Annotated in this window: 19 protein-coding genes and 1 tRNA gene; 14 read left to right on the forward strand and 6 right to left on the reverse strand. The window is 67.7% G+C overall.

Going from position 1 to position 25,035, the window contains the following annotated elements; translation table 11 throughout:
* Window positions 1-15: 15 nt before the first annotated feature.
* Entirely contained in the window at window positions 16-1,251 is a 1,236-nt protein-coding gene (locus ACFWIX_RS06670; RefSeq protein ID WP_377215326.1) for an Ig-like domain-containing protein, read from the forward strand.
* A gap of 151 nt (window positions 1,252-1,402) precedes the next feature.
* Window positions 1,403-2,596 (forward strand): TIGR01906 family membrane protein, encoded by a 1,194-nt coding sequence (locus ACFWIX_RS06675; protein ID WP_377215327.1) that lies wholly within the window; start codon window positions 1,403-1,405, stop codon window positions 2,594-2,596.
* Here the strand turns inward: ACFWIX_RS06675 and ACFWIX_RS06680 are convergent.
* Together ACFWIX_RS06680 and ACFWIX_RS06685 are read right to left on the reverse strand one after the other, a co-directional pair.
* Window positions 2,593-4,422, reverse strand: a complete 1,830-nt coding sequence (locus ACFWIX_RS06680; RefSeq protein WP_377215328.1) for an AMP-dependent synthetase/ligase — start codon at window positions 4,420-4,422, stop codon at window positions 2,593-2,595. The genes ACFWIX_RS06675 and ACFWIX_RS06680 overlap by 4 nt on opposite strands.
* 61 nt (window positions 4,423-4,483) lie before the next feature.
* Window positions 4,484-6,139, reverse strand: a complete 1,656-nt coding sequence (locus tag ACFWIX_RS06685; RefSeq protein WP_377215329.1) for a dolichyl-phosphate-mannose--protein mannosyltransferase — start codon at window positions 6,137-6,139, stop codon at window positions 4,484-4,486.
* A gap of 47 nt (window positions 6,140-6,186) precedes the next feature.
* On the opposite strand from ACFWIX_RS06685, the gene rsmI reads away from it, so the two are divergent.
* Window positions 6,187-7,062 carry a 16S rRNA (cytidine(1402)-2'-O)-methyltransferase gene (gene rsmI, locus ACFWIX_RS06690; RefSeq protein ID WP_377215330.1) on the forward strand — a complete coding sequence of 292 codons (876 nt, stop codon included), beginning with the start codon at window positions 6,187-6,189 and terminating at the stop codon, window positions 7,060-7,062.
* 183 nt (window positions 7,063-7,245) lie between these two features.
* The gene (locus tag ACFWIX_RS06695) at window positions 7,246-8,745 is read left to right on the forward strand and encodes an NAD-dependent succinate-semialdehyde dehydrogenase (protein WP_377215331.1); all 1,500 of its coding nucleotides are present in this window, start codon (window positions 7,246-7,248) and stop codon (window positions 8,743-8,745) included.
* Here the strand turns inward: ACFWIX_RS06695 and ACFWIX_RS06700 are convergent.
* From ACFWIX_RS06700 to ACFWIX_RS06710, 3 genes are read right to left on the reverse strand one after another with little or no spacing between them, the layout of a single operon-like run.
* Entirely contained in the window at window positions 8,733-11,225 is a 2,493-nt protein-coding gene (locus ACFWIX_RS06700) for a DUF3488 and DUF4129 domain-containing transglutaminase family protein (protein ID WP_377215332.1), read from the reverse strand. The two genes, ACFWIX_RS06695 and ACFWIX_RS06700, sit on opposite strands and share 13 nt — an antisense overlap.
* On the reverse strand, window positions 11,222-12,613 hold the full coding sequence (locus tag ACFWIX_RS06705) for a DUF58 domain-containing protein (protein ID WP_377215333.1): 1,392 nt from the start codon (window positions 12,611-12,613) through the stop codon (window positions 11,222-11,224). The genes ACFWIX_RS06700 and ACFWIX_RS06705 overlap by 4 nt, the downstream gene beginning before the upstream one ends.
* A gap of 8 nt (window positions 12,614-12,621) precedes the next feature.
* A complete protein-coding gene (locus tag ACFWIX_RS06710; RefSeq protein WP_377215334.1) occupies window positions 12,622-13,710 on the reverse strand; it encodes an AAA family ATPase in 1,089 nt (362 codons plus the stop codon).
* Window positions 13,711-13,871: 161 nt separating this feature from the next.
* On the opposite strand from ACFWIX_RS06710, the gene ACFWIX_RS06715 reads away from it, so the two are divergent.
* The 5 genes from ACFWIX_RS06715 to ACFWIX_RS06735 all read left to right on the forward strand — a co-directional run bounded on the left by ACFWIX_RS06715 (window position 13,872) and on the right by ACFWIX_RS06735 (window position 20,026).
* Window positions 13,872-14,780: a TatD family hydrolase gene (locus ACFWIX_RS06715; RefSeq protein ID WP_377215335.1), complete on the forward strand. Its 909-nt coding sequence runs from the start codon at window positions 13,872-13,874 to the stop codon at window positions 14,778-14,780.
* Window positions 14,781-15,038: 258 nt separating this feature from the next.
* A complete protein-coding gene (locus ACFWIX_RS06720; RefSeq protein ID WP_377215336.1) occupies window positions 15,039-16,217 on the forward strand; it encodes a transglycosylase family protein in 1,179 nt (392 codons plus the stop codon).
* Between the two features lie 113 nt (window positions 16,218-16,330).
* Window positions 16,331-17,203, forward strand: a complete 873-nt coding sequence (gene rsmA, locus ACFWIX_RS06725) for a 16S rRNA (adenine(1518)-N(6)/adenine(1519)-N(6))-dimethyltransferase RsmA (protein ID WP_377215337.1) — start codon at window positions 16,331-16,333, stop codon at window positions 17,201-17,203.
* A complete protein-coding gene (locus tag ACFWIX_RS06730) occupies window positions 17,200-18,162 on the forward strand; it encodes a 4-(cytidine 5'-diphospho)-2-C-methyl-D-erythritol kinase (protein WP_377215338.1) in 963 nt (320 codons plus the stop codon). The genes rsmA and ACFWIX_RS06730 overlap by 4 nt, the downstream gene beginning before the upstream one ends.
* A 34-nt stretch (window positions 18,163-18,196) precedes the next feature.
* Window positions 18,197-20,026, forward strand: a complete 1,830-nt coding sequence (locus ACFWIX_RS06735) for an ABC-F family ATP-binding cassette domain-containing protein (RefSeq protein ID WP_377215339.1) — start codon at window positions 18,197-18,199, stop codon at window positions 20,024-20,026.
* 37 nt (window positions 20,027-20,063) lie between these two features.
* On the opposite strand, the gene ACFWIX_RS06740 is transcribed toward ACFWIX_RS06735, so the two are convergent.
* Window positions 20,064-20,663 (reverse strand): TetR/AcrR family transcriptional regulator, encoded by a 600-nt coding sequence (locus ACFWIX_RS06740; RefSeq protein WP_377215513.1) that lies wholly within the window; start codon window positions 20,661-20,663, stop codon window positions 20,064-20,066.
* A gap of 177 nt (window positions 20,664-20,840) precedes the next feature.
* Between ACFWIX_RS06740 and ACFWIX_RS06745 the strand changes: the two genes are divergently transcribed.
* From ACFWIX_RS06745 to pth, 5 genes are all read left to right on the forward strand, one after another.
* A tRNA-Gln gene (locus ACFWIX_RS06745) sits at window positions 20,841-20,912 on the forward strand.
* 99 nt (window positions 20,913-21,011) lie between these two features.
* Entirely contained in the window at window positions 21,012-22,490 is a 1,479-nt protein-coding gene (gene glmU, locus ACFWIX_RS06750) for a bifunctional UDP-N-acetylglucosamine diphosphorylase/glucosamine-1-phosphate N-acetyltransferase GlmU (RefSeq protein WP_377215340.1), read from the forward strand.
* Window positions 22,491-22,492: 2 nt separating this feature from the next.
* The gene (locus ACFWIX_RS06755) at window positions 22,493-23,473 is read left to right on the forward strand and encodes a ribose-phosphate diphosphokinase (RefSeq protein WP_377215341.1); all 981 of its coding nucleotides are present in this window, start codon (window positions 22,493-22,495) and stop codon (window positions 23,471-23,473) included.
* Between the two features lie 245 nt (window positions 23,474-23,718).
* Window positions 23,719-24,345 (forward strand): 50S ribosomal protein L25/general stress protein Ctc, encoded by a 627-nt coding sequence (locus tag ACFWIX_RS06760; RefSeq protein WP_377215342.1) that lies wholly within the window; start codon window positions 23,719-23,721, stop codon window positions 24,343-24,345.
* 90 nt (window positions 24,346-24,435) lie between these two features.
* Window positions 24,436-25,023 (forward strand): aminoacyl-tRNA hydrolase, encoded by a 588-nt coding sequence (pth, locus tag ACFWIX_RS06765; RefSeq protein WP_377215343.1) that lies wholly within the window; start codon window positions 24,436-24,438, stop codon window positions 25,021-25,023.
* Window positions 25,024-25,035: the final 12 nt, after the last annotated feature.

The following is a 25,035-nucleotide window of genomic DNA, read 5'->3' on the forward strand; positions in this document are numbered from 1 at the left end:
GCCTAGGATCAAAAGATGCAGTCCCAGCCCGGCCGACGCACGGCAACCTTGAAAAAGATCCTGATCATCGCCGCAGTGTGCATCCTCGCCGCCGCGGGCGGCGTGTTCGCTGCGGTCGCGCCCGGGCTGGCCGGTCCGTCGCTCGAATCCGAATCAGTGTCCGCCGTACGGACCTCGCCTGGCATTGCCACCCCGGTAATTCCGCCGGTGGCCGCCGAAGCCAAGCCCGCAGACGGTGCCAAGCAGGTGAACCCGGCCGTGCCGGTGTCCCTCCAGGTGGACAACGGCACCATCGAGCGGGTGACACTGACCAGCACCTCCGGTGAATCGGTCCCGGGAAGCATCGACGCCGCGGCCACCGGCTGGAAGGCCACCGCGCCGCTGGCATTCAATACCGACTACAGCTACACGTATGTGGTCAAGGACGCCGCCGGGCGCGAAACCAGCACCACGCGGACCTTCAGCACCGTCTCCAGCTCCCATGAAGCGGACGCTGCGATCTACCCGCTGGACGGCATGAAAGTGGGCGTGGGGCAGCCCCTTCAGATCATCTTCAGTGAACCGGTCACCAACCGGGACGCGGTGGAAAAGGCCATCACCATCACCAGCAGCGCCGGCCAGAAGGGCGCTTTCCACTGGCACAGCGACACCATGGTCCGTTACCGGCCGCAGAATTTCTGGACGGCGAATTCTAAGATCACCATGGACATGAAGCTGTTCGGTGTTGACCTGGGCGGCGGGCAGATCGCCAACTTCAACAAGAAGGTCAACATCGCCATCGGCGACAAGAAGGTGGCTATTGCGGACGCAGCCGCGCACACCTTCACCCTCAGCATCAACGACAAGCCGGTCAAGACGCTCCCGGTCAGCATGGGCGACGCGCGGTTCCCATCCGCCCGAGGCTACGGCGTGCTCATGGAAAAGAAACGGTACGACCACTTCCGGGCCTCGAGCATCGGCCTGAAGCCCGGCGATCCCGCCTACTATGGCAACGTTGACGTCGAATACACCATCCGGCTGACACTCAGCGGCGCCTACATCCACCAGGCACTTAAATCGGCCTATCCCTACATCGGCAACAAGAATGTCTCGCACGGCTGCATCGGGTTCGCCCCTGCCGGCGCCGCCTGGGTTTTCGAGAACATGGGCACCGGGGACGTGGTGAACATCATTAACACCAAGGGCGACTATGCCGCCCACGACGACGGGTACGGCGACTGGAATATTCCATGGAGCGAATACGACAACTGATCTTTGGCCCGCCGGGCCAGTGCCTGAATCGTTGTAAACGGTACGGGGTGGCCGAGGCCGGGGCCATGCCGCCGAACGATAGGCTCGTCTACAGAAAATGGGCGGCTGCGGAACACCGCCCCGCACCAAAACCAACGGAAGTGACGCTGCTGTGAAAGACGATAAACCGGGCCCCGACAAGAGCGCGGGATCGGCTCCGGAACCGCTGATGGACACCCCGGCCGACTCCGACGAGCCGGCGTTCTCGTGGATGGCCCCGACGGCGCCACGCACTGCCGCGGCAGCTGACGGCCCGGCCCAGCCCGAAACCCGCGCCGAACGCAAGGCGGCGGACGCCGCCGTCGACCCCTCTGTTCCCGCCAAAGGCGGGCACGCTGCGGCTATGCCCACCACCGGAGCGCCCGCCACCGGAGCGGCGGGAGGACACGGAAGCCGCGCTGTTTTCGAGGAGCCCCTGGCCACGTCAGCCCTTCAGGTCCGTCCGCCGGAGGACGAGGTGGCGCGCCGCTACGCCCAGCGGGACAGCGCCGCCAATGCCAAGCCCGCCGGACCGCGGCTGATGCAGGTCCTGCTGGCGCTGTTCTTTCCCATCATCCTCCTGGTCCTGGCCGTCCGCGCCGTGACCAGCCCCTGGTTCCTGTGGGTGGAGTACAACCGGCCGGGCTTCCCCGGCGACGGTTACGGCTTCAGCACCGACGACCGGATGACCTATGGTTCCTACACCGTGGACTACCTGAGCAACTGGGCGGGTCCGCGGTATTTGGGCGACCTCGTGAACCGCAGCGGCGACCGGCTGTTCAAAGACGGCGAAGTCAGCCACATGGCTGACGTCAAGGCAGTCATCCTGTCCTCCTTCGGCGCGGGGGCCCTGCTGGTGATCGTCACCATCATCGGAATCCTGTACCTGCGGAAGCGCAGCACCGGCGGAGTCCGCCGGGGACTCTTCGCCGGCTCCATCATCAGTCTTGTGGCCATCCTGGGCCTCGGTACGCTGGGCGTGCTGGGCTGGCAGCAGTTTTTCACCGAGTTCCACCGGATCTTCTTCGCTGACGGCACCTGGACCTTCAGCCTGGAGGATACCCTCATCCGGCTGTTCCCCGGGCAGTTCTGGGTGGACGCAGGGATCGTTATTGCCGCATTGGTATTCATCGCCTCGCTTGTGACCCTGGTGTTGACCTGGCCAACCCGCCGCCGCCGTGGCCTGCCGCCCCGCGAACCGAAACCGGAGAAGGAACCGAAAGCGGACAAGGAGCCCAAAGCCCTGAAGGAACCCAAACCGGCCAAGGAGCCCAAAGCCCCGAGGGAATCCAAGCCGACAAAGGAATCCAGGGCCGGTAAAGCCTAGGCGTAGAGCCGGCTGACCTCCGCATCGAAGTCCCGGAGCACGTCTGCGCGCTTGAGTTTCAGGGACGGGGTCAGGTGGCCCGATTCCTCCGTGAATTCGGTGTCCAGTATCGTGAAGCTCCGGACGGACTCTGCTTTGGAGACCAGCCGGTTGGCCGAGTCCACGGCGTCCTGGACAGCCGCCCGAACCTCAGGATCGGTCACTGCGTCAGCGACGGGGAGCCCGGGCAGGCCGCGTTCGGAGCGCCAGTCGGCCAGGCCCTCCGGATCCAGGGTGACCAGTGCGGATATGAAGGGCCGGCCGTCGCCCGCCACCACGGCGTGGGCCACTAGCTGGTGGGCGCGAATGGCGTCCTCCAGCGGCCCCGGGGCCACGTTCTTGCCGCCGGCGGTCACCAGGAGGTCCTTCTTCCGGCCTGTGATGGTCAGGAAGCCGTCGGCGTCCAGCTCGCCCAGGTCTCCCGTGCGGAAGAAACCGTCCACGAAGGCCTCAGCGTTCGCGGCCGGGTTCCCGTGGTAGCCACGGAAAACGCCGATGCCTTTGACCAGCACCTCCCCGTCAGCGGCCACCCGGACAGTGGTGCCGGGAATGGGGATGCCGACCGAGCCTACGCGGGTGCGCGAGGGCGTATTGACCGTGCACGGGGCAGTGGTCTCGGTGAGGCCGTAGCCTTCCAGGACCGGGATACCTGCACCGCGGAAGAAATGGGCATCGTCGGCGGCCAGGTGGCTCGCGCCGGATACGGTGTACCCGATGCTGCCGCCCAGGGCCTGGCGCAGACGGGGGTAAACGAGCCGGTCGAAAACTGCGTGCCGGGTCCGGCACAGCCACCCCGGTCCGGTGCCTTCGCCCCGGCTCTTGCGGTCCTGTTCCTGCGAATATTCGATGGCGGTGGCTGAGGCCGCCCTGAACAGCCGCGACTTTCCGGCCAGCGCGGCCTTGTGCCCTGCCGTGGCGCGGACCTTTTCGAAAATCCGCGGCACGACCAGGAGGAAAGTGGGACGGAACGTGCCCAGGTCCTCCAAGAGGCGGGCGGCCCCCGGAGTATGCCCCAGAGTTGCCCCTGCGGTGAGGCAGACGACCTGCACGGCGCGGGCAAGGACGTGGGCCAAGGGCAGGAACATCAGTGTCCTGGCCTGCTCCTCCTGAAGGATCTCGGGCAGAAACGCCACAATGTTCTTCGCCACCAGGGCAAAATTTCCGTGCGTAATTTCGCAGCCCTTGGGATTGCCGGTGGTGCCCGAGGTGTATACGAGCGATGCGACGTCGGCCAGGCCCGCCCGCGTCCTGTGCCGCTCCAGCTCGGCGTCACCCACCCCGGCCCCTGCCGCGGCGAGGCTTGCAAGGTTGGGGGCGCCGCCGTCGTGCTCCATCCGCACCACGCTGATCAGCCGCTCCCGCAGGCCTTCGGCACCGGCGAGGACGCCCGCTATCAGTTCAGCCTTGGCGGCGTTTTCGGCGAAGACGCGCCGGACGTTGGCGTCGCGGAGGATCCATTCCACCTGGTGTGGCGAGGACGTTTCGTAGATGGGGACCGTGACGCCGCCAGCGAACCAGATGGCGAAGTCCACCAGGGTCCACTCGTACGAGGTTCCGGACATGACCGCCACGGCGTCGCCTGGTTCAAGCCCGCCGGCGATCAGGCCTTTGGCCAGCGCGCTGACCTCTTCGCGGAACTTCAGCGCCGGAACATCCACCCAGCCGTTGGGGCCCCTCCGGCGGTAGAGGGGATGCGCGGCGTTCGCCGCCTCCTGTTCGATGAGCAGGTCCGTGACGTTGCTGTCCGGGTCGAGCTCCACGAGCAGCCCGGTGCTTGCTTCTCTCACGCGGTTCTCCGTTCCGCTGCCGCGGCAGCGGCTCCTTCAGGGGGTCTCCAGCCATCTTTCCCTAGATCCAGGAGGGCATCCACATTCGGGCTTTCCAGTCGGAATAGGGGATCACCTCAGCGGCCCAGACCGGGTAGAAGAAGGCTGACAGCAGGATGGCGGCCGCCACGAACAGGACGGCCACGTAGAGCCCGGACCTGCGGCGCCACAACGGATCCGTGGCCCGTCCCAGCACGAGCCCCAGGCAGAACACGAGGGCGAGGACCAGATACGGTTCAAACGCTACCGAGTAGAAGTAGAACATGGTGCGTTCGGGGTACATGAACCACGGGAGGTATCCCGCGCCAACGCCGGCGAGGATGGCGCCGGCGCGCCAGTCGCGCCGCCCGGCCCACCAGAAAAGCAGCACCACCAGGGATAACGCGGCCGCCCACCAGATCAGCGGGTTGCCCACTGACAGGATGGCTGAGGAGCACTTTTCGACGTCGCAGCCGGGGACCCCGCGCGCGGGGTCCTCATAGAAGAACGACGTCGGCCGTCCCAGTACCAGCCAACTCCAGGCGCGCGCTTCATAGGGGTGGTCCGATCCCAGGCCCTGATGGAAGTTGTACGCCTCCAGATGATAGTGCGCCAGGGAACGGATGGAGTCGGGAAGCCAGCCCCATTCCGGCGAGGGGTTCGATTCGGCCCAGCGCCGGAAATAGGCGTCCGTGGAACGGAACCAGCCGGTCCAGGTGACGGCGTAGACGGCAGCGGCCGCGGGGACCATGGAAAGGAACGCGGGCACGCCATCCTTGATGATGCCCCCGCTGATCCAGCCATGCACCCCTGCCACCCGCCGGGCGTTCAGGTCCCAGAGCACGGTCAGGATGCCAAAGGCTGCCAGGAAGAAAAGCCCGGACCATTTAGTGCCGATGGCCAGGCCCAGGCACATTCCGGCAACAATGCGCCACCAGCGGACGCCGGTGAACGGGCCGGCAGCCAGCACCATGGCGGGCGGGCGGCCGCCGTTCCCGGCTGCGGCTGCCAGCCGGGACGCGAGCCGGCACCGTCCGTCATCGCGGTCCAGCAACAGCGCACCGAACGCGGCCAGGATCCAAAACATCAGGAAGATGTCCAGCAGCGCCGTCCGGGACATCACCAGATGGTGGCCGTCTACGGCCAGCAGCAGTCCTGCCGCCCCGGCCAGGGGCAGGGATCCGAAGAGCTTCAGCGCGATCAGGCTCAGCAGGAGGATGGACAGCGTGCCAATCAATGCAGCGGAAAACCGCCAGCCGAAGGCATTGTCCGGGCCGAACAGCCACATCCCGGCCGCGATCATCCACTTGCCCACCGGCGGGTGGACCACATACTCGGGGGAGTCGAGGAGTCCGGTGGGGTTGCCGGCGTTGAACGAGTCGTTGGCCTTGTCCGCCCAGCTTCGCTCGTAGCCGCTGGTCAGGTAGGAGAAGGCGTCCTTGACGTAGTAGGTCTCGTCGAAGACCAGGGTGCCGGGAGTGCCCAGCCGGACGAACCGGAGGATACCCCCGACGGCGGCAGCCAGCAGCGGCACCAGGAAGAACCACAGGCGCAACGACGGCGGGTAGTCCCGCCAGGTCTGCGCGGTGCCCAGGAGGCGGGCCCGGAGGGCTTCAGGCGTGAAGGCCTCGTCGGGTCGGTTCAGCCAGTTTTGTCCGGCCCCGGCCGGCCGGGTCGAGGTCTGCGTCACGAGCCCCATGCTACCTTTTGGCGCCGCGGCCCGTGTGCCGCAGTAGGCTGGAGGGCGTGGATCCTAACCCTCGCCCCCTTCCTGTCACCGGTCCGGCCGCCGCTGGGCGCATCGTCCTCGCCGCCACCCCCATCGGGAACACGGGTGACGCCTCGGCCAGGCTTGTGGAACTACTGGGCACGGCAGACATCGTGGCGGCGGAGGACACCCGCCGGTTGCACCGCCTGGTGCAGAGCCTCGGCATCACCGTAGCCGGGCGGGTCGTCAGCTACCACGAGCACAACGAGGCAGCGAAGACGGCCGAACTGCTGGAGCAGGTGCGCTCCGGCAGCACGCTGGTGATGGTGACCGACGCCGGCATGCCGTCCGTTTCGGACCCCGGTTTCCGGCTGGTGGAAGGCGCCGTCGCTGCCGGGCTGACGGTGACCGCCGTCCCGGGACCATCCGCCGTGCTGACCGCCCTGGCGCTCTCCGGCCTGCCTACCGACAGGTTCTGCTTCGAGGGGTTCCTGCCCCGGAAAGCGGGGGAACGCGCTTCCCGCCTGGCGGACCTGGCGGACGAACGGCGCACCATGGTGTTTTTTGAGGCCCCGCACCGGCTTGAAGCCATGCTGCGCGCACTGCGGGAGCGGTTCGGCCCGGACCGGCCAGTGGCCGTCTGCCGGGAACTGACCAAAACGTACGAGGAAGTTCTCCGCGGCACGCTCGCCGACCTGCTCCAGTGGGCGGAGGCCAACGAGGTCCGCGGCGAGATCGCCGTGGTCCTGGGTGGCGCTCCGGACAAGGCGCCAGGCACGCCGGAAGACCACGTCGCGGCGGTGAACGGCCTCGTCGCCCAAGGGATCCGGCTCAAGGAAGCGGTGGCCGCGGTTGCCGAGGACGCCCGTGTCAGCAAGCGGGAGCTGTACGCGGCGGTCCTGGCCGCGCGCTGACGGCTGGAGACCAGCGCGGCCGGGGTCGTGACTGTGCAGGTGCACAGCAGGCGCGGCCGTCCGCAGTGCGCGACGGCGTAGACCGGCTTCCATGGCGGCAGTAGTCTGGCAGTAAATCAGCCGCCCGCCGGAGCCTCAGGCTTCTCCCAACGCGGGCGCCACCCTACTGACGAGGGAGTCACCGTGACTGTCACCGCATCCCAGGCCGTTACCGCCGACCGCGAAAGCCGCCTTCTGGCCTCTGTCCCTACCGGACTGCTTATCAATGGGGAATGGCGCGACGCGGCGTCAGGGAAAACGTTCGACGTCGAGGATCCTGCCACCGGGAAAGCCCTGCTTAGCATTGCCGACGCGGGCGCTGAGGACGGCGCAGCCGCGCTGGATGCTGCCGCAGCCGCACAGGAGTCCTGGGCCAAGGTACCGCCCCGCGAGCGCGGCGAAATCCTGCGCCGGGCTTTCGAGCTGGTCACCGAACGGGCCGAAGACTTCGCGCTGCTGATGACCCTGGAAATGGGAAAGCCCCTCGCTGAGGCGCGCGGAGAGGTCACCTACGGTGCCGAGTTCCTGCGCTGGTTCTCCGAGGAAGCAGTCCGCGCCTTCGGCCGCTACTCTATGTCACCTGACGGCAAGTCCCGCCTGCTGGTCACCAAGAAACCGGTAGGGCCCTGCCTGCTGATCACGCCCTGGAACTTCCCGCTGGCCATGGCCACCCGGAAGATCGCCCCCGCTGTGGCAGCCGGCTGCACCATGGTGCTCAAGTCCGCCAACCTCACGCCGCTGACCTCCCAGCTCTTTGCCGCCGTCATGATGGAGGCCGGCCTGCCCGCTGGCGTCCTGAACGTCATTCCCACCTCCACTGCCGGCGCCACCACAGGTCCGCTGATCAAGGATTCCCGCCTCCGGAAGCTGTCCTTCACCGGTTCCACCGAAGTGGGCCGCCGCCTGCTGGCCGATGCTTCCGGCACCGTGCTCCGCACGTCCATGGAACTGGGCGGCAACGCACCGTTCCTGGTATTCGAAGACGCCGACCTCGACGCCGCAGTGGCCGGCGCGATGCTTGCCAAGCTCCGCAACATGGGTGAGGCCTGCACGGCCGCGAACCGCTTCATCGTGCACGAATCGGTGGCAGCGGAGTTCGCCGAAAAGTTCGCGGCGAAGATGAAGGACATGACCACAGCCCGGGGTACGGAGCCGGATTCCAAGGTTGGCCCGTTGATCGACGCCAAGAGCCGGGACAAGGTCCACGAGCTGGTGTCCGACGCCGTCTCCTCCGGCGCCACGGCCGTCCTGGGCGGCGGACCGGTGGAGGGCCCGGGTTACTTCTACCAGCCCACCATCCTCTCCGGCGTCAGTGAAGGAACCCGGATCCTGTCCGAGGAGATTTTCGGCCCCGTTGCGCCCATTGTCACCTTCAAGAGCGAAGACGACGCCGTCCGGCTGGCCAACAACACCGAATACGGACTCGTGGCCTACGTCTTCACCAAGGACCTGAACCGCGGCCTCCGGATGGGGGAGCGGCTGGAAACCGGCATGCTCGGCCTGAATGCCGGCGTGATCTCCAACGCCGCCGCCCCGTTCGGCGGCGTCAAGCAGTCCGGCCTGGGCCGCGAAGGCGGCCTGGAAGGCATCGAGGAATACCTCTACACGCAGTACATCGGCATCGCCGATCCCTACGCGGGATAGCGCGGCCTGCCCAGTAGGAACCCCGCAGCCCGTCCGGCCGCCCGGAAGGGGGTGCTGAGCCAGCGACCCACCCGGGCGGTCACCGACGGCGGCAGCCATTCCGCCCGGAGCCGCCGGCCCAGGGCGGTTTTGGCACGGAGTGCCGCCGCCAGGCCCTCAATGCGATCCGTGTACACCGCAAGGGCACGTTCGTCCGGCACACCCGTGTGCGGGTCCGGGGCGGACCCGGAAGCCGGCGGCGGAGCGGGACGGCCGTACTTGTGGCGTTCGAACTCCGCTGTCAGGGCCTGGACCGCCAGGTGGGCCGAACGGTCCGGTCCGTCCGCTCCTCCGAGCAGCGATCCGCGGAAGCGGGCCGAGTACGCCCGGGGCGTCTCGCTGGCCAGCGGCGGCAGGCCATAGTCCCGGCCGAGGTCCACCAGCTCGCGCCAGCCCGAACCGGCCGAACCTGAGGCAGCCTGGCGGAGCCGGTGCCCGCGGATGGCCAGCCTGACCGTTCGGGGAGCAGCTGCCAGCAGGAGAGCGGCGAGCACTCCGCCGATTCCCGCGAGCCACGGACCCGGCCCGCCCTTACCGGAGGCTCCGGGTCCTGCGTCGATGCCCGGGACCGGTTCAGCGCTCTCGGTAGCCGGGGCTGCCGGCGGGGCGGTTGTCCCCGGTACCAGATCCGGGCCGTTGTCCAGGTTGCCCGGCGCGGTCGGGACGGATGCCCCCGTCGCGTAGGACGGGACGACTCCGCGCGAGGGAGTGGGCTCGAACGGAATCCAGCCGAGGCCTTGGAAATACAGTTCCGGCCAGGCATGGGCATCCCGGGCATCCACCTCGTATTCAGCCAGGCCCGCCTGGCCCGCAACTGTCACGGTGGCACCCGTGAGCCGGCCGGGTGCGTAGCCCACCGCGATGCGGCTGGGGATGCCTTCCAGCCGTGCCATGACCGCCATGGTCGACGCATAGTGGACGCAATAGCCGCTCTTCCGGTCCAGGAAGTCGGCCAGAACCGATAACCCGTTCCCGTCGTAGCCGCCCTGGACCGGGGACTCGAGTGAGTAGGTGAACGCTGCCGAGCGGAGATACCGCTGGATGGCAAGGGCCTTTTCGTAAGGACTTTCCGCACTCCCTGCGATTTCGGTAGCGGTGGACCGCACAATGTCCGGGACGTTGCCCGGAACCCGGGTGAAGTCGTCGGCGATGCCTTCGACCCGCCGCGGCGAGCCGGCCAGTAGCTCTGCCGTGATGGCCGGGGCGGTGGACACCACCACGTACTCCTGCCGGCGGGAGGTGGTGTCTGTCCCCTTGATCGTCAGCGTGGCCGGATCCCAGGTCCAGTGACCGCTGAGTCCCAGCACAGTCTCGGGTGCATATGGCGCCGGCAGGTAGGGGCTGGTGAAGGTCCCGGCATCAACAGCGGTGACTACTCGCTGCTGCACGGCTGCTGTGACGTCGTACCCTGGGTCGATGGGCCCTGCCAATGGCACGCGGGAAGCGGCGCGGTCGTCCGGCCCCCACGATTCGCCGTCGAAATTGTCCACGGTGACCGACCTGAGGTACAGCGGTGCCGTGGCGCTGGTGGCGTACGTGATCCTGCCGCTTCCCTCGGGCGTGCGGAGGCTGCTGCCCAGGGTGATCATCGGGTTCAGGCCGTTGGATGCACCCCACGGGTTGAGCCGCGAGCCCTGCGGGAAGGTGCCCTGGTCGAATCCGGGCACTACGGACGAAAGTGCGAGTGTCGCAGCCAAGGCAGCGGCACCGGTGAGCGCAGCGCGTCGGGCCTGGCCCGGGGTGCGTGCCATGCCCTCGCCCGCCAGCGGCTGCGGGACGAACCACTGGCTGAACGCGAGGATCATCAGGTATCCGGCCGCGGTCACCGTGAAAGCCCATGGTCCCACGCTCTGCGGCTTGATGACGGCCGGCACCACCAGCAGGGCGAGAAGCCCTACCCCTGTGGCGGCGGGCATGCGGAGGGGGACCGCCAAGGCATCCACCAGGATCACGGCCAGGCCCAGAATTGCGCAGCAGACCATCACGATGCCCGTGTTCGGGGCAACGGGAGCAGTCTCGGCAAGGACCGTCTCGCTGGCCCGGCGCAGCAGGCGGTCCAGTTCGCCCAACGTGCCTCCGGTTGGGATGAATCCGGCGATGCTGCTTCCGCGGAAGAACGTGAGGGTGAGGACGGCTCCCAGGGAAAGGAATCCACCTGCGGTGACCAGCAGCGGTTGAGCCCGCACGGCGCGCAGCGCGGCCAGGGTGAGGCTCACAGCCAGCACGGTGGTGAAGACGGCCAGGTACCAACCCCACCCGCGCAGTACGCCGTTCAGGGATAGGGCGGCGCCGCAGACTGCCAGCGTCACCGCGGCGGCCATGGCCCAGGGGAACGCTCCCACGCGGGGCCGGGATGCAGCGGGGGATCCTGCGGCGGGCCCGTGTCCGGAAACGCCGGACGGCGTCCGGGCGCCGCTGTTCTTGGCGGGGGCCATAGTCATTGCACTGCTCCGGCGCTCCGGCGGGGACCGGCTCCCGTTGCCGCCTGGCTTGCCCGGCCGGCGTCCAGCCGCCCCCAGGCGTCAGCGGGGGACACCCCGGGCGCTGCCGCCACCGCATGCCAGCCGGCACTGCGCAGGAGTTCCAGCGCGTCAGCCACTTCCGCCGGCGCGTCCGTGGCGACGACCGCCATGGCGGTGGTGGCATAGGCGGCGGCGGGGGCGAGGGCGCGTGCCTCGGCAACGGTAATCCGGCCCAGTACCGCTACCAGCGGGCCGCGCATGCGGTGGGCGGACAGCTTGTCCATCAGGCCGTCGTCGAACGGCGCGGGCTGTGAATCCGGGTCGGCGTGCCGCGGCACCTTCTGTCCCCTGACTTCCCGGTGGGCGACGGCGGGCTGGATCGCGGCCAGGCTCTCGGCGATGGACTGTAGGCCGGAGGACCCCGCGTATTCCTCCGCTTCAGGCTCAGGGGCGGAGGGTGAATGCCGGAATGCCGGAGCGCCGTGCTGGTCCAGCACGCGGAGGGCATGGCTTCGTCCGGCAAGGTGGGAGCTGACGGACATGGCGGCCACCACTGCCCATTCGAACGCCAGGCTGCCCGCCGCCATGCCCCCGTCATGGTTCCCGCCGGGGAAGGCGGCTGCCCGCAGGTCCAGAAGGATGGTGGCTTCGGGTGTGGTGACGGACTCCTCCTGCCGCACCATCAGTTCGCCGTGGCGGGCCGTTGCTGCCCAATGGACCCGCCGCATGGGGTCGCCGTGGCGGTATTCCCTGGTCATGACGTCGTCGTCGCTGGGATTGGCGCGGCTGCGCGTGGCGGTGGCACCGTCGTGGCCGCGCGCCCCTGCCAGTACAGTCCGGGGAAGCACGACGGCGGCGGGCGTCACGGTGAGCGTCTCACCGTCGTCGATTGCCTGCCTGTGCAGGGACAGCCCAAAGGGGTCCGTGAATTCCGCGGTGACCGGTCCGATCCGGAACTGGCCGCGCTGCGCCGGGCGTAGCCGGTACTCATACCGGCTGGTGCCGCCGGTGGCCGCCCGGGACGGAAACCGGAAGGACGGTGACTCGCCAAAACGGGCAGGCAAACGTTCTTCCATGACGGCGCGCCCGGACCCCGGACCGGTCCGTGCCACCCGAAGATGCACCGTGACCGGGGCTGATGTCTCCACCGGGGAAGGGGTGAAAGTCCGGGCCACGCGGAACCGGGGATGGACCAGCCGGAGGCCGGCCAGCGACGCCAGTGGCAGCACGACCAGCAGAATGGCCAGGGCCAGCAGATCGCGGCGGCCCATGATGTGTGCCGCGGCGAGGGAGGCAGCGCCCGCCGCCAGCATGCCCCAGCCGCGCGGGGTGAAAAGGTGTCCGGGCAACCAGCCCCGCAGCGCCATGGGCGCCCCTAGCGGTTCCTGGCGGGAGCGGCGCCGGAGCTGCTGCCGGCATCCGCGGAAACCGGCAGGCGGGACAGGATGCTCCGCAGGACACTCTGTGGGGTTTCGCCGCCGGCCGAGGCCTTCCGGTCAAGGATGATCCGGTGCGCCAGGACGGACTCGGCCACCTGGCCGACGTCGTCCGGAAGTACGAAGTCCCTGCCGTCCAGAGCTGCTGTGGCCTTGGCCGCGCGGAGCAGTTGGAGCAGGGAACGCGGGCTTGCGCCCAGACGCAGGAGCGGGCTGTCCCGGGTGGCCCGGCCCACCGTCACCGTGTACTCCTTGATCGCCTGGGAGACGTACACCTGCTGCACGGTGGCGATCATGGACGCCACCTCGGCGGCGGTGACCACGGCGGTGACGCCGCCGAGGGGCGACATTGCCTGGTGGGTCTCGAGCATGTCGATCTCCGCATCCCGGTCCGGATATCCCATGGAGATCCGGGCCATGAAGCGGTCCCGCTGGGCCTCCGGCAGGGGATAGGTGCCTTCCATCTCGATCGGATTCTGCGTAGCCACCACCATGAACGGCTCGTCGAGGTGGTAAGAGGTGCCGTCCACCGTGACCTGATGTTCCTCCATGCACTCAAGGAGGGCGGACTGGGTCTTGGCCGACGCCCGGTTGATCTCGTCCCCAATGACGATGTTGGCGAAGACAGCGCCCGGCCGGAACTCGAAGTGCCGTGAAGCCTGGTTGTAGACGGATACCCCTGTTACGTCAGACGGCAGCAGGTCCGGGGTGAACTGGATCCGGTTCACGGTGCAGTCCACCGTGCGCGCCAGCGCCTTGGCCAGAAGGGTCTTACCCACGCCGGGGACGTCCTCCACCAGCAGGTGGCCCTGAGCCAGCAGGACCGTCAGGGCAAGCTGGGCGGCGTCCGGTTTGCCGTCGATGACGGTGTTGACCGTGTCCAGGATGCGGCGGGTGGCGTCATGGAATGCGCCGGCCTCCATGGGGACCGGCCGGTGTCCGTTGAGCCGGCCGGCTGCACCGGCGGGGACCGCCGTGGCGCGGCTTCCGGCGCCCGGAGCGTCAGCAGTGCGTCGGTAAGACTCCATCGGCAACCTTTCAGCGGGTACGGCCTGGCCGGGTCAGCAAGCCTGCCTTTGACCAGCCGTGGGCGCTCGCATCCGTATCTTCCAGACTACTAACACAACTGCTCCGGGCGGCAGGGAGTTCCGGTAAATCCGGACGGCCTTCCCGGCGTTAGGCTGGACGGATGTGTGATGACGCTGTTCCCGCCGCCTACCAGAGTGCAGATGCTGAAGAGTCTGCCGGTTCATCGGGGACTTCCAAGGTACGCATGTTTCCGCCAGCCCCGGAGCCGCTCCCCGTTCCGGTGATGGACAACCACACCCATCTGGACTTCCCGGACGGAAACGCCCCCGTGGGAATAACGGCTGCCCTGGACGCCGCCGCGGCCGTCGGGGTGCAGGGGGCCGTGCAGGTCGGCTGCGACCTGGAATCCTCGCGGTTTACCGCCGCTGCCGTGGACCTGGACCCGCGGCTCCTCGGCGCTGTGGCCCTGCACCCGAACGACGCGCCACGTTACGCCGCACGGGGTGAACTGGAAGAGGCCCTCGCGGAAATTGAACAGCTCGCCGGACACCCGCGCATCCGGGCCATCGGTGAAACCGGGCTCGACTTCTTCCGTACATCCGGCGAGGGCCTGGCGCATCAGCGCTACTCCTTCCGCCGCCACATCGACATCGCCAAGCGGCTGGACCTGACCCTCCAGATCCATGACCGAGATGCCCATAGCGACGTCGTGCAGGTCCTCCGCGACGAAGGCGCTCCCGAACGCGTGGTGTTCCACTGCTTCTCCGGCGATGCGGACCTGGCCCGGATCTGCAACGAGGAGGGCTGGTGGATGTCCTTCGCCGGCACTTTGACCTTCAAGAACGCAGACAACCTCCGCGAGGCGCTCGCGGTGGCGGACCCTGGCCTGCTGCTGGTGGAAACGGACGCGCCGTTCCTGACTCCGCACCCGCACCGGGGCAGGCCGAACGCGAGCTACATGGTTCCTTACACCGTGCGGGCCATGGCGGAATTGACAGGCTCAGACCTCGCCGGACTGTGTTCGGCCATCAGTGAAAACACCGTGCGCGCCTACGGATCCTGGGACTGAACGGTCCGGAGCGGGCAGGGCTTGATACATACCCGGTATGCACAATTCTTGGCTCGTTTATAACGCTACGGTTACAGTGGATGACTATTAGCCGGGGTCGGGGAAGGCCAGCGGGTAATTTCACTCCTTTTCGCGCCGGATGGTGCCGGGCCTTGGCCCGACCTGTCCGCCGGGCTGGAGTGTGGCGGCGCAAGGGTGCCCGGACAACCCTGTGAATGGTGGTCCCGGGCATTTTTACTGCGCTATCCCCGTGCCCGGATGGACCAAAAGTTACGGGCGATCGTGGTCAAGTTTTTTACGTCGGACGGCAAGTTCAGCTTCTTGAAGGTTGGTGTGCAGCTCCTGGTGCTGTGCGGCCTGGTGGCAGGCCTGGTGGCCTTCGTCGGCAATAACAAAACCATCACGCTCAATGTTGATGGCAAAGTTTCTTCCGTCCAGACGTTCGGTGGAACCGTGGGCCAGGTGGTCAAGAGTGCCAGCCTGGATCTGTCACCCGAAGACCGGGTGTCCCCGTCCATCGACGAATCGGTCCGCAATGGCACCGTGATCAACGTCAACAAGGCCAAGGAGGTCCAGGTCAGCCTGGACGGTTCCGAACAGACGGTGAACACCACCGCACCCGACGTGGCAGGACTGGTGACCGAACTCGGCGTCGCCAGCGCATCCTCCGTCTCGGTGCCCAAGGACTCGCGGCTCGCCGTGGAAGGGTCCTTCGTATCGATCTCCACGCCCAAGAACGTCAGCATTGTTGCCGACGGCAAGGTGGACACCGCCACCACCACCGCAGCCACCGTGGGCGAGGTCCTCGAGGAAGCGGGCGTAAGCCTCGGCGCCAACGACCGTTCCTCCCAGCCGGACAGCGCGCACGTGGTGGACAACATGGTCATCAAGGTTTCCCGTGTCCAGAAGGGCAAGACTGTCGTGGCCACCGAGGAAGTCCCCTTCGAGACCCTCACCACCGAAAGCGCGGACCTGCCCAAGGGGGAAGAGGAAGTAACCCGCGAGGGCACGCCCGGCACGCTGCAAAAGACGTTCAAGGTGGTTCTGGTCGACGGCCGCGAAGCCTCCCGGTCCCTGGTGGCTGAAACCGTGCTGGCCAAGCCCGTGGCCCGCAAGGTCACGGTAGGAACCAAGGAAGCCCCGAAGCCCGCGGCCACCGCCAGCAACACCGGCGCAGCGGCTCCGGCCATGATGAACGAAGCCATGTGGGACGCGATCGCCCAGTGCGAGTCCGGCGGCAACTGGAGCATCAACACCGGAAACGGCTACTACGGCGGCCTGCAGTTCGACATCCAGACCTGGATCGGTGCCGGTGGCGGTGCGTACGCCCCCAACGCCAGCCTGGCCACCAAGGCCCAGCAGATCGACATCGCCAACCGCGTCTACGCCGAGCGCGGCCTGCAGCCCTGGGGCTGCGGTTGGGCCGCCGGCGCCTAACCCCCACCGCCTGCCCCGCTGGGGGCTTCAATGGCCGGACCCGGATTTCCGGGCCCGGCCGCTGGCGTTAAGGACGACGGCGGCCGGTCCGGGCCGCGGGATAGGATACCTAGGTGACTGAACCGACCCCTGCCGCGCCCGCACCGCTCTTCGGTGCCTCCGACATCCGCAGGCTGGCGGAAGAAATCGGCGTCAGGCCCACCAAGACCCTTGGCCAGAACTTCGTGATCGACGGCAACACCATCCGCAGGATTGTGGCCGCCGCTGACATCGGCCCCGGCGAGACGGTCCTGGAAGTCGGTCCGGGCCTGGGCTCGCTGACGCTGGGACTCCTGGACGCGGCCAAAGCTGTGGTCGCCGTGGAAATCGATCCGGTACTGGCCGCCAAGCTTCCCGCAACGGTGTCGCAGTGGCGCCCCGGGGCGGTTGATGCCTTCCACCTGGTCCACGCGGACGCCATGAAAGTCACCGAACTGCCCTTGGAACCCACCGCCCTCGTGGCAAACCTCCCGTACAACGTGGCTGTGCCGGTGGTGCTGCACCTGCTGCAGCACTTTCCCACCCTCCGGCACGGGCTTGTCATGGTGCAGGACGAGGTGGCCGACAGGCTGGCCGCCGGCCCGGGCTCCAAGACCTATGGTGTCCCCTCGGTGAAGGCCGCCTGGTACAGCGATATGCGCAAGGCCGGGGTGATCGGCATGAACGTGTTCTGGCCGGCACCGAAGATCCACTCCGGGCTGGTGGCCTTCACCCGCCGCGAGCCGCCGGCAACCACCGCTACGCGGGAGCAGGTGTTTGCCGTGGTTGATGCCGCGTTCGCCCAGCGCCGGAAGACGCTCCGCGCGGCACTGGCCGGCTGGGCAGGCAGCGCACCGGAGGCCGAACGCTGCCTGGTAGCTGCCGGCGTCGACCCTACCGCCCGCGGCGAAGTGATCGATATTGCCGCGTTCGCGCGGATCGCCGAGGCCAAGGAGGCCGGCCGGTGAACGCACTTTCCGGGCGGTTCGCGGCCAGGACGGTCCGCGTCAGGGCGCCCGGCAAGGTCAACGTCGCCCTGGACGTGGGGCCGCTCCGCCCTGACGGCTACCACTCCGTGGCCAGCGTCTACCTGGCCGTCTCCCTCTACGAGGAAGTAGCAGCCACGAGCCTGGAAACGCCGGGCATCACGGTGTCCATCAGCCCTGACAGCACCCTGGATCTGGACGGCATGGACATCCCGCTGGACAACCGGAACCTGGCCTACAGGGCGGCCGCCATCATGGCCGATGTTTCCGAACACGCTACCGGCGTACACCTCGAAATCACCAAGCGGGTTCCCGTTGCCGGCGGCATGGGCGGCGGATCGGCCGATGCCGCCGCAACCCTGCTGGCCTGCGACGCCCTCTGGAACAGCGGGCTGTCCCGCGAAGAGCTGGCCCACCTCGCAGCCGAGCTGGGCGCTGACGTGCCCTTTTCGCTGCTGGGAGGTACCGCCGTCGGCCTCGGCCTGGGCGATGACCTGTCCCCGGCGCTGGCAAAAGCGCAGACGCATTGGGTGCTGGTGGCCGCCGACTTCGGCCTCTCCACTCCAGAGGTTTACCGCACCCTGGATCGGCTCCGTGCGGCCGAAGGCGTGGAGGCGCCCGAGCCCGACGGGGTAGACCCGCGGATACTCACCGCCCTTCGCGGCGGCGACGCCGAGGCCCTGGGCACGGTGCTGGTCAACGACCTGCAGCGCGCCGCCATCGAGCTGGCACCTTCGCTGCGGGATACGCTCGGAATCGGCGAATCCCACGGCGCGGTGGCAGGCATGGTTTCCGGCTCCGGACCCACGGTGGCCCTCCTCGCCGAGGACTCCATCGCAGCCGAAGGCCTGGCGCAGGACCTGCGCCGCTTTGGCCTGAACGCCCTGCCGGTCCACGGCCCGGTACCCGGTGCGCGCATCGTGTCCGACACCCTCCTCTAGATTTTCCCTTACCCGCAGCAGAAAGCAGTTCCCTTTGGCACACCTTCTTGGCGGCGAGAACCTCACCGTTTCGTTCGCAACCCGCACTGTCCTGGACGGCGTCACCCTGGGGCTGGAAGAGGGCGACCGGATTGGTATGGTGGGCCGCAACGGCGACGGAAAGTCCACGCTGATGCGGCTGCTGGCCCTGCGCTCCACCCCTGACTCGGGACGGGTCACCAAGCGTGGCGACGTCAACATCGGCTACCTGGACCAAAGCGACGTGCTCGACGGCGACCTCACCGTGGGTGCCGCGATCGTGGGGGACCAGGCGGACTACGAATGGGCGCGCAACCCGCAGATCCGGGAAATCATGGGCGGGCTGGTGTCCGACGTCGACTGGCATGCCAACGTGCACGCCCTTTCCGGCGGCCAGAAGCGCCGGGTGGCCCTGGCCAAGCTCCTCATCGAGGACCACGACGTCATCATGCTGGACGAGCCAACCAACCACCTCGACGTCGAAGGAGTCGCGTGGCTGGCGCGACACCTGAAGAGCCGCTGGCGGGCCAACCAGGGTGCGTTCCTGGTGGTCACCCACGACCGCTGGTTCCTCGACGAAATCTGCACGAAGACGTGGGAGGTCCACGACGGCATCGTCGATCCCTTCGAAGGCGGTTACGCGGCCTACGTCCTGGCCCGCGCCGAGCGCGACCGCATGGCCTCCGTCGTCGAAAGCAAGCGCCAGCAGCTGGTGAAAAAAGAACTGGCATGGCTCCGCCGCGGCGCCCCGGCCCGCACGTCCAAGCCCAAGTTCCGGATCGAGGCGGCCAACGCCCTGATCGAGGACGTCCCGGCGCCCCGCGACTCGATGGCACTGAGCAAGATGGCTACGGCGCGGCTGGGCAAGGATGTCCTGGACCTGGAGAATGTGTCGCTGAACTTCCGGGATGACGACGCCGGCCGGAAGCTTTTCGACAACATCACCCTTCGTTTGGCTCCGGGCGAGCGCCTGGGCCTGGTGGGCGTGAACGGTGCCGGAAAGACCACCCTGCTGAAGCTCCTCAACGGGGAGATCACCCCGGATGCGGGCAAGCTGAAGCGGGGCAAGACCGTGGTGACGGCCGTCCTCACCCAGGAGGTCAAGGAACTCGACGACGTCGCGGACCTGCGTGTCATCGAGGTCATCGAGCGCGAAAAGCGGTCCTTCAACGTGGGCGGCAAGGAATTCACCGCCGGCCAGTTGGTGGAGCAGCTCGGGTTCACCAACCAGAAACAGTGGACCCCGGTCCGCGACCTCTCCGGTGGCGAACGCCGCCGCCTCCAGCTCCTGCGCCTGCTGGTGGGAGAGCCTAATGTCCTCATGCTGGACGAACCCACGAACGACCTCGACACCGACACCCTCGCCGCAGTGGAGGACGTCCTGGACGGCTGGCCCGGCACGCTCGTGGTGGTCAGCCACGACCGGTACCTGCTGGAACGCGTCACCGACCACCAGATGGCCCTGCTCGGCGACGGCAAGCTCCGCGGCCTGCCCGGCGGCGTTGACCAGTATCTGGAGCTCCGCGAATCAGCCCTCGCCGGCTCCACGGTCACCGGCGGGGGAAATCCGGTCACCAGCGCCGGACAGGCTCAGCCGGGGGCCGCAGCGTCAGGCCCCTCCGAGGCCGAGAAGCGCGACGCCCGCAAGGCCCTTAATAGGATCGAACGCCAGCTGAAGAAACTCGACCAGCAGGAAAAGAAGCTTCACGACGACATGGTCAAGAGCACGGAGAAGTCCGACTTCGACGCACTCGCCCAACAAAACAGCCAGCTCAAAGACCTCAGGGACGAAAAGGACGCCCTGGAAATGGAGTGGCTGGAAGCCTCAGAGCTCCTGGGCGACTGATACCCAAGGGCCACTGCGCCGCGGCCGGTACCGGCACTCACCCCTCAGACTGCAGCTCCGGTTCCTTCTTCAGCCCGGTGAGTCCGTTCCAGGCGAGGTTGACCAGGTGCGCGGCGACGGTGTGCTTGTCGGGCTGGCGGGCATCCTGCCACCACTGGCCGGTCATGGCCACCATGCCCACCAGCATCTGCGCGTACATGGCGCCGTCCTCGCCGCTGAGGCCGCGGCGGGAGAATTCGTCGGCCAGCATGTGTTCCACGCGGGCGGTGACGTGTGAGAGCAGGGTGGAGAAGGCGCCTTCGGGCTGGGACGGCGGCGCGTCCCGCATGAGGATGCGGAAGCCGTCCGTGCGCTCCTCGATGTAGGTCAGCAGGGCCAGGGCGGCGCGCTCGACGAGGACGCGCGGCTTCGCCTCGTCGCCGAGTGCGGCATTGATGGCGTCCAGGAGGATGCGGAACTCGAAATCCACTACCTGGGTGTAGAGGCCTTCCTTGGACCCGAAGTGCTCGTAGATCACCGGCTTGGACACTCCGGCGCACATGGCGATTTCCTCGATGGTGGTCCCGTCCAGTCCCCGCGCGGCGAAGAGGCCGCGTCCGACGTCGATCAGTTGGCTCCTGCGCTGGAGCCCGGTCATGCGCGTCCGGGGGAGGGGGTTGTTGCTCACATTTCCATCATGCCCTACCGCTTCCCCGCGGAATTGCAGGCAGCGGAGCCGCAGAAGGGGCAGTGGAGGGCCCGGCCATGTCGCGCGCCGGACCGAAGCCGTGGCAAAATAGGGACTTGTGCCCGGGCCTCGTGCCCTGGGGCATGGTCCGCTCTGGTGTAACGGCAGCACCCCGGCCTTTGGAGCCGTGGAGTATAGGTTCGAATCCTATGGGCGGAACTGCCGGGACGAGCAGCGTCCCGCAGGATGGCATGCGGTGCCCGGCCGGAATCCGGCGGACACGGCCGGCCAGCGAACCGAAGCAAGGAGAGCCCGTAAGTGATCCCCGAGAATGCCGGCCCCGCCGCCGTAATCGTTCTGGCAGCAGGCGCCGGTACCCGGATGAAATCGCGGCTCCCCAAGATCCTGCATGAAATCGGCGGCCGGTCCATGGTGGGGCACGCCCTCCTGGCCGCCCGCAGCATCAACCCCAGGCAGCTGGCCATCGTGGTGCGCCACGAACGCGACCTGGTGGCCCGCCACGTCAGCGACCTGGACCCCGCCGCCGTCGTGGTCGACCAGGACGAGATTCCCGGTACCGGCCGGGCCGTCGAGGTGGCGCTGGAAGCCCTGGACTCGCGGGGACTGCTGGAGGGCACCGTGGTGGTCACGTACGGCGACGTTCCGCTGCTCACCGCCGACCTCTTGGCAGAGCTGGTCTCCACCCACGAACGCGACGCCAACGCCGTCACCGTACTCACCGCCGTCCTGGACGACGCCACCGGTTACGGCCGGATCCTGCGCGCGGCTGACGGCACCGTGACCGGCATCCGAGAGCACAAGGACGCCACGGAAGCCGAACGCCAGGTCCGCGAGGTTAACTCAGGCATCTATGCCTTTGACGCAGCCGTGCTCCGCAGCGCCCTCGCCAAGGTGACCACCGACAATGCCCAGGGCGAGAAGTACCTGACGGATGTCCTGGGACTGGCGCGGGACGCGGGCGGACGTGTGGCCGCCGTCGTCACCACCGACCGCTGGCAGGTCGAAGGCGCGAACGACCGTGTCCAGCTCTCGGCACTCGGTGCCGAACTGAACCGCCGCATCGTGGAGGCGTGGATGCGCGCCGGTGTCACCGTGGTGGACCCGGCAACCACCTGGATCGACTCCTCCGTCACCTTGGACGAGGACGTCCGGATCCTGCCCAATACGCAGCTGCACGGCACCACTGCCGTGGCGCGCGACGCCGTCGTCGGCCCCGACACCACCCTGACCGACGTGACTGTGGGCGAGGGTGCCACGGTGACCCGCACGCACGGCTCCGGCGCGCGCATCGGCGCGGACGCCGCCGTCGGCCCCTTCACCTACCTCCGGCCGGGCACTGTCCTGGGCGAAAGCGGCAAGATCGGCGCGTTCTACGAGACCAAGAACGTCACCATCGGGCGCGGTTCCAAGCTGTCGCACCTGGGCTACGCCGGCGATGCCGAAATCGGCGAGGACACCAACATCGGTTGCGGCAACATCACCGCCAACTACGACGGCGAGAAGAAGCACCGCACGGTCATCGGCTCAGGCGTCCGCACGGGTTCCAATACGGTGTTCGTAGCCCCGGTCACCGTGGGGGACGGCGCTTACAGCGGCGCCGGTGCGGTGATCCGGAAGGACGTTCCCGCGGGCGCGCTGGCCGTCACCATGGCGGCGCAGCACAACACCGAAGGCTGGGTTCCGGCGAACCGACCCGGCACCCGCTCCGCCGAACTGGCCCAGGCGGCCACCACAGATTCCTCAAGTACCCCGGCATCTACAGAAGAGGGCAAGTAACCATGAGCGAAATTACGGCGCACGGCGAGAAGAAGCTGGTACTCGCCTCCGGGCGTGCCCATCCGGAGCTGGCGCGGGAGATCGCCAAGGAGCTCGGTACGGACCTGCTGCCCGTGGACGCCTACGACTTCGCCAACGGCGAGATCTACGTGCGCGCCGGCGAGAGCGTGCGCGGCACGGATGCGTTCGTCATCCAGGCGCACCCGGCCCCGCTGAACAACCACCTCATGGAACAGCTGATCATGATCGATTCGCTGAAGCGCGCCTCCGCCAAGCGCATCACCGTGGTGTCCCCGTTCTACCCATACGCCCGGCAGGACAAGAAGGGCCGCGGCCGCGAGCCAATCTCCGCCCGCCTGGTGGCCGACCTCTACAAGACCGCCGGCGCTGACCGCATCATGAGCGTCGACCTGCACACCTCGCAGATCCAGGGCTTCTTCGATGGCCCCGTGGACCACCTCATGGCCATCCCGCTGCTGGCTGACTACATCCGTACCCGCGTGGACGCCGAGAACATCACCGTGGTCTCCCCGGATACCGGCCGCGTCCGGGTTGCCGAGCAGTGGGCCGAGCGCCTGGGCGGCGCCCCGTTGGCCTTCGTGCACAAGAGCCGCGACCTGACCGTCCCCAACCAGGCTGTTTCCAAGACCGTGGTGGGCCAGATCGAGGGACGCACCTGCGTGCTGATCGACGACATGATCGACACCGGCGGAACCATCTCCGGCGCCGTGCAGGTGCTGAAGAACGCCGGCGCCAAGGACGTCATCATCGCCGCCACCCACGCCGTGTTCTCCGAACCGGCTGCGCAGCGCCTGTCCGAGTCCGGTGCCCGGGAAGTGGTGGTCACCAACACGCTGCCGCTGTCCTCCTCGCAGCGCTTCCCGCAGCTGACGGTGCTTTCCATCGCACCGCTGATTGCGCGCGCCATCCGCGAAGTGTTCGACGACGGCTCCGTCACCAGCCTCTTCGACGGCAACGCCTGACGTTCCCACGCGGCCGGCGCCGGGTACGTTTTCAGTAAACGGTCCCGGCGCTGCTAAACTGTTCAGCGATACCTTGGCGAGGGAGAGCACCGGTAACCGTATGCGCGGGAACCCGTTGCAGGTCTCCGTTATCGACTGGGTCTGAATCTCCCTTCGAGGATGGGCCGGCTCCGGCCGCCCGGCGTTGAAGGTCGCAACAGACCTCCGCCCTTGCTGAACACCGTTTCATCTTCAAGGAGATATCCATGTCTGAGCAGAAGCTCGCAGCAGAACTGCGCACCGAATTCGGCAAGGGCTACGCCCGCCGCGCCCGGATGGCCAACCTGATCCCCGCCGTCATCTACGGCCACGGCGCAGAGCCCATCCACATTACCCTGCCCGCCAAGGCCACCACCCTGGCCGTCCGCACGCCCAACGCCCTGCTGTCCCTGGACATCAACGGCGAAGGCCACCTGGCCCTGGTCAAGGACGTCCAGCGCGACCCGATCAAGCAGATCATCGAGCACATCGACCTCCTGACCGTCCGCAAGGGCGAGAAGGTCACCGTTGACGTTCCCGTCCACGTTGAAGGCGAAACCGCTCCGGGCACCGTCCACAACCTCGAACTGACCTCCGTGTCCGTCGAAGCCGAGGCAACCCACCTGCCCGAGTCCGTCGAGGTCAGCATCGAAGGCCGCGGTGCCGGCGAGCACATCCACGCCTCCGACCTGGTCCTGCCGAAGGGCACCGTCCTGCTGACGGACGCCGACGCGCTCGTGGTCAACATCTCGGAGCCCACGGTCGTGGCCGAGGAAGAGACCGAAGGCGAGGAAGCTGCAGCCGAGGAAGCTCCCGCAGCTGAAGAAGCAGCCGAAGAAGCCGCAGCCGAGTAATCACCCGGCGTACTGCAATGGCCGGACCCCGAGGGGTCCGGCCATTGCCGTGTCCGGCCCCGTCCGCCTCCAACACCCTAGGATTGATCCATGACTGACACCTGGCTGATCGTTGGCCTTGGCAACCCCGGAACCCAGTACCAGGGCAACCGGCACAACGTAGGGCAGATGGTTCTGGACGAGCTCGCGGGCCGCATGGGTGCCGGGTTCAAGACCCACAAGGCACGGGCACAGGTCCTCGAAGGACGGCTGGGCATCGGCGGTCCGCGCGTGGTGCTGGCCAAGCCCATGAGTTACATGAACGTTTCCGGCGGACCGGTGTCCGCCCTGGCGAACTTCTACGGAATTGAGCCGGACCGCGTGGTAGCGGTACACGACGAGATCGACATCCCCTTTAGTACCGTGAAGCTGAAAATCGGCGGCGGCGAAGGCGGCCATAACGGGCTCCGGGACATCTCCAAGGCCCTTGGAACGAAGGATTACCTGCGTGTGCGCGTGGGAGTGGGCCGGCCTCCGGGCAGGATGGACACTGCCGATTACGTCCTCCGCGACTTTGGCACCGCGGAGCTCAAGGAACTGCCCTTCCTGCTCGATGAAGCCGCGGACGCCGTGGAATCGCTGGTCCGGGAAGGGCTGACCGCCGCCCAGCAGCGGTTCCATCCGGCAAAGTCCGGGTAGCGCGTTCCCAAA

This window comes from Pseudarthrobacter sp. NPDC058362 (genome assembly GCF_042723515.1).
Classification (GTDB): Bacteria; Actinomycetota; Actinomycetes; order Actinomycetales; family Micrococcaceae; genus Arthrobacter.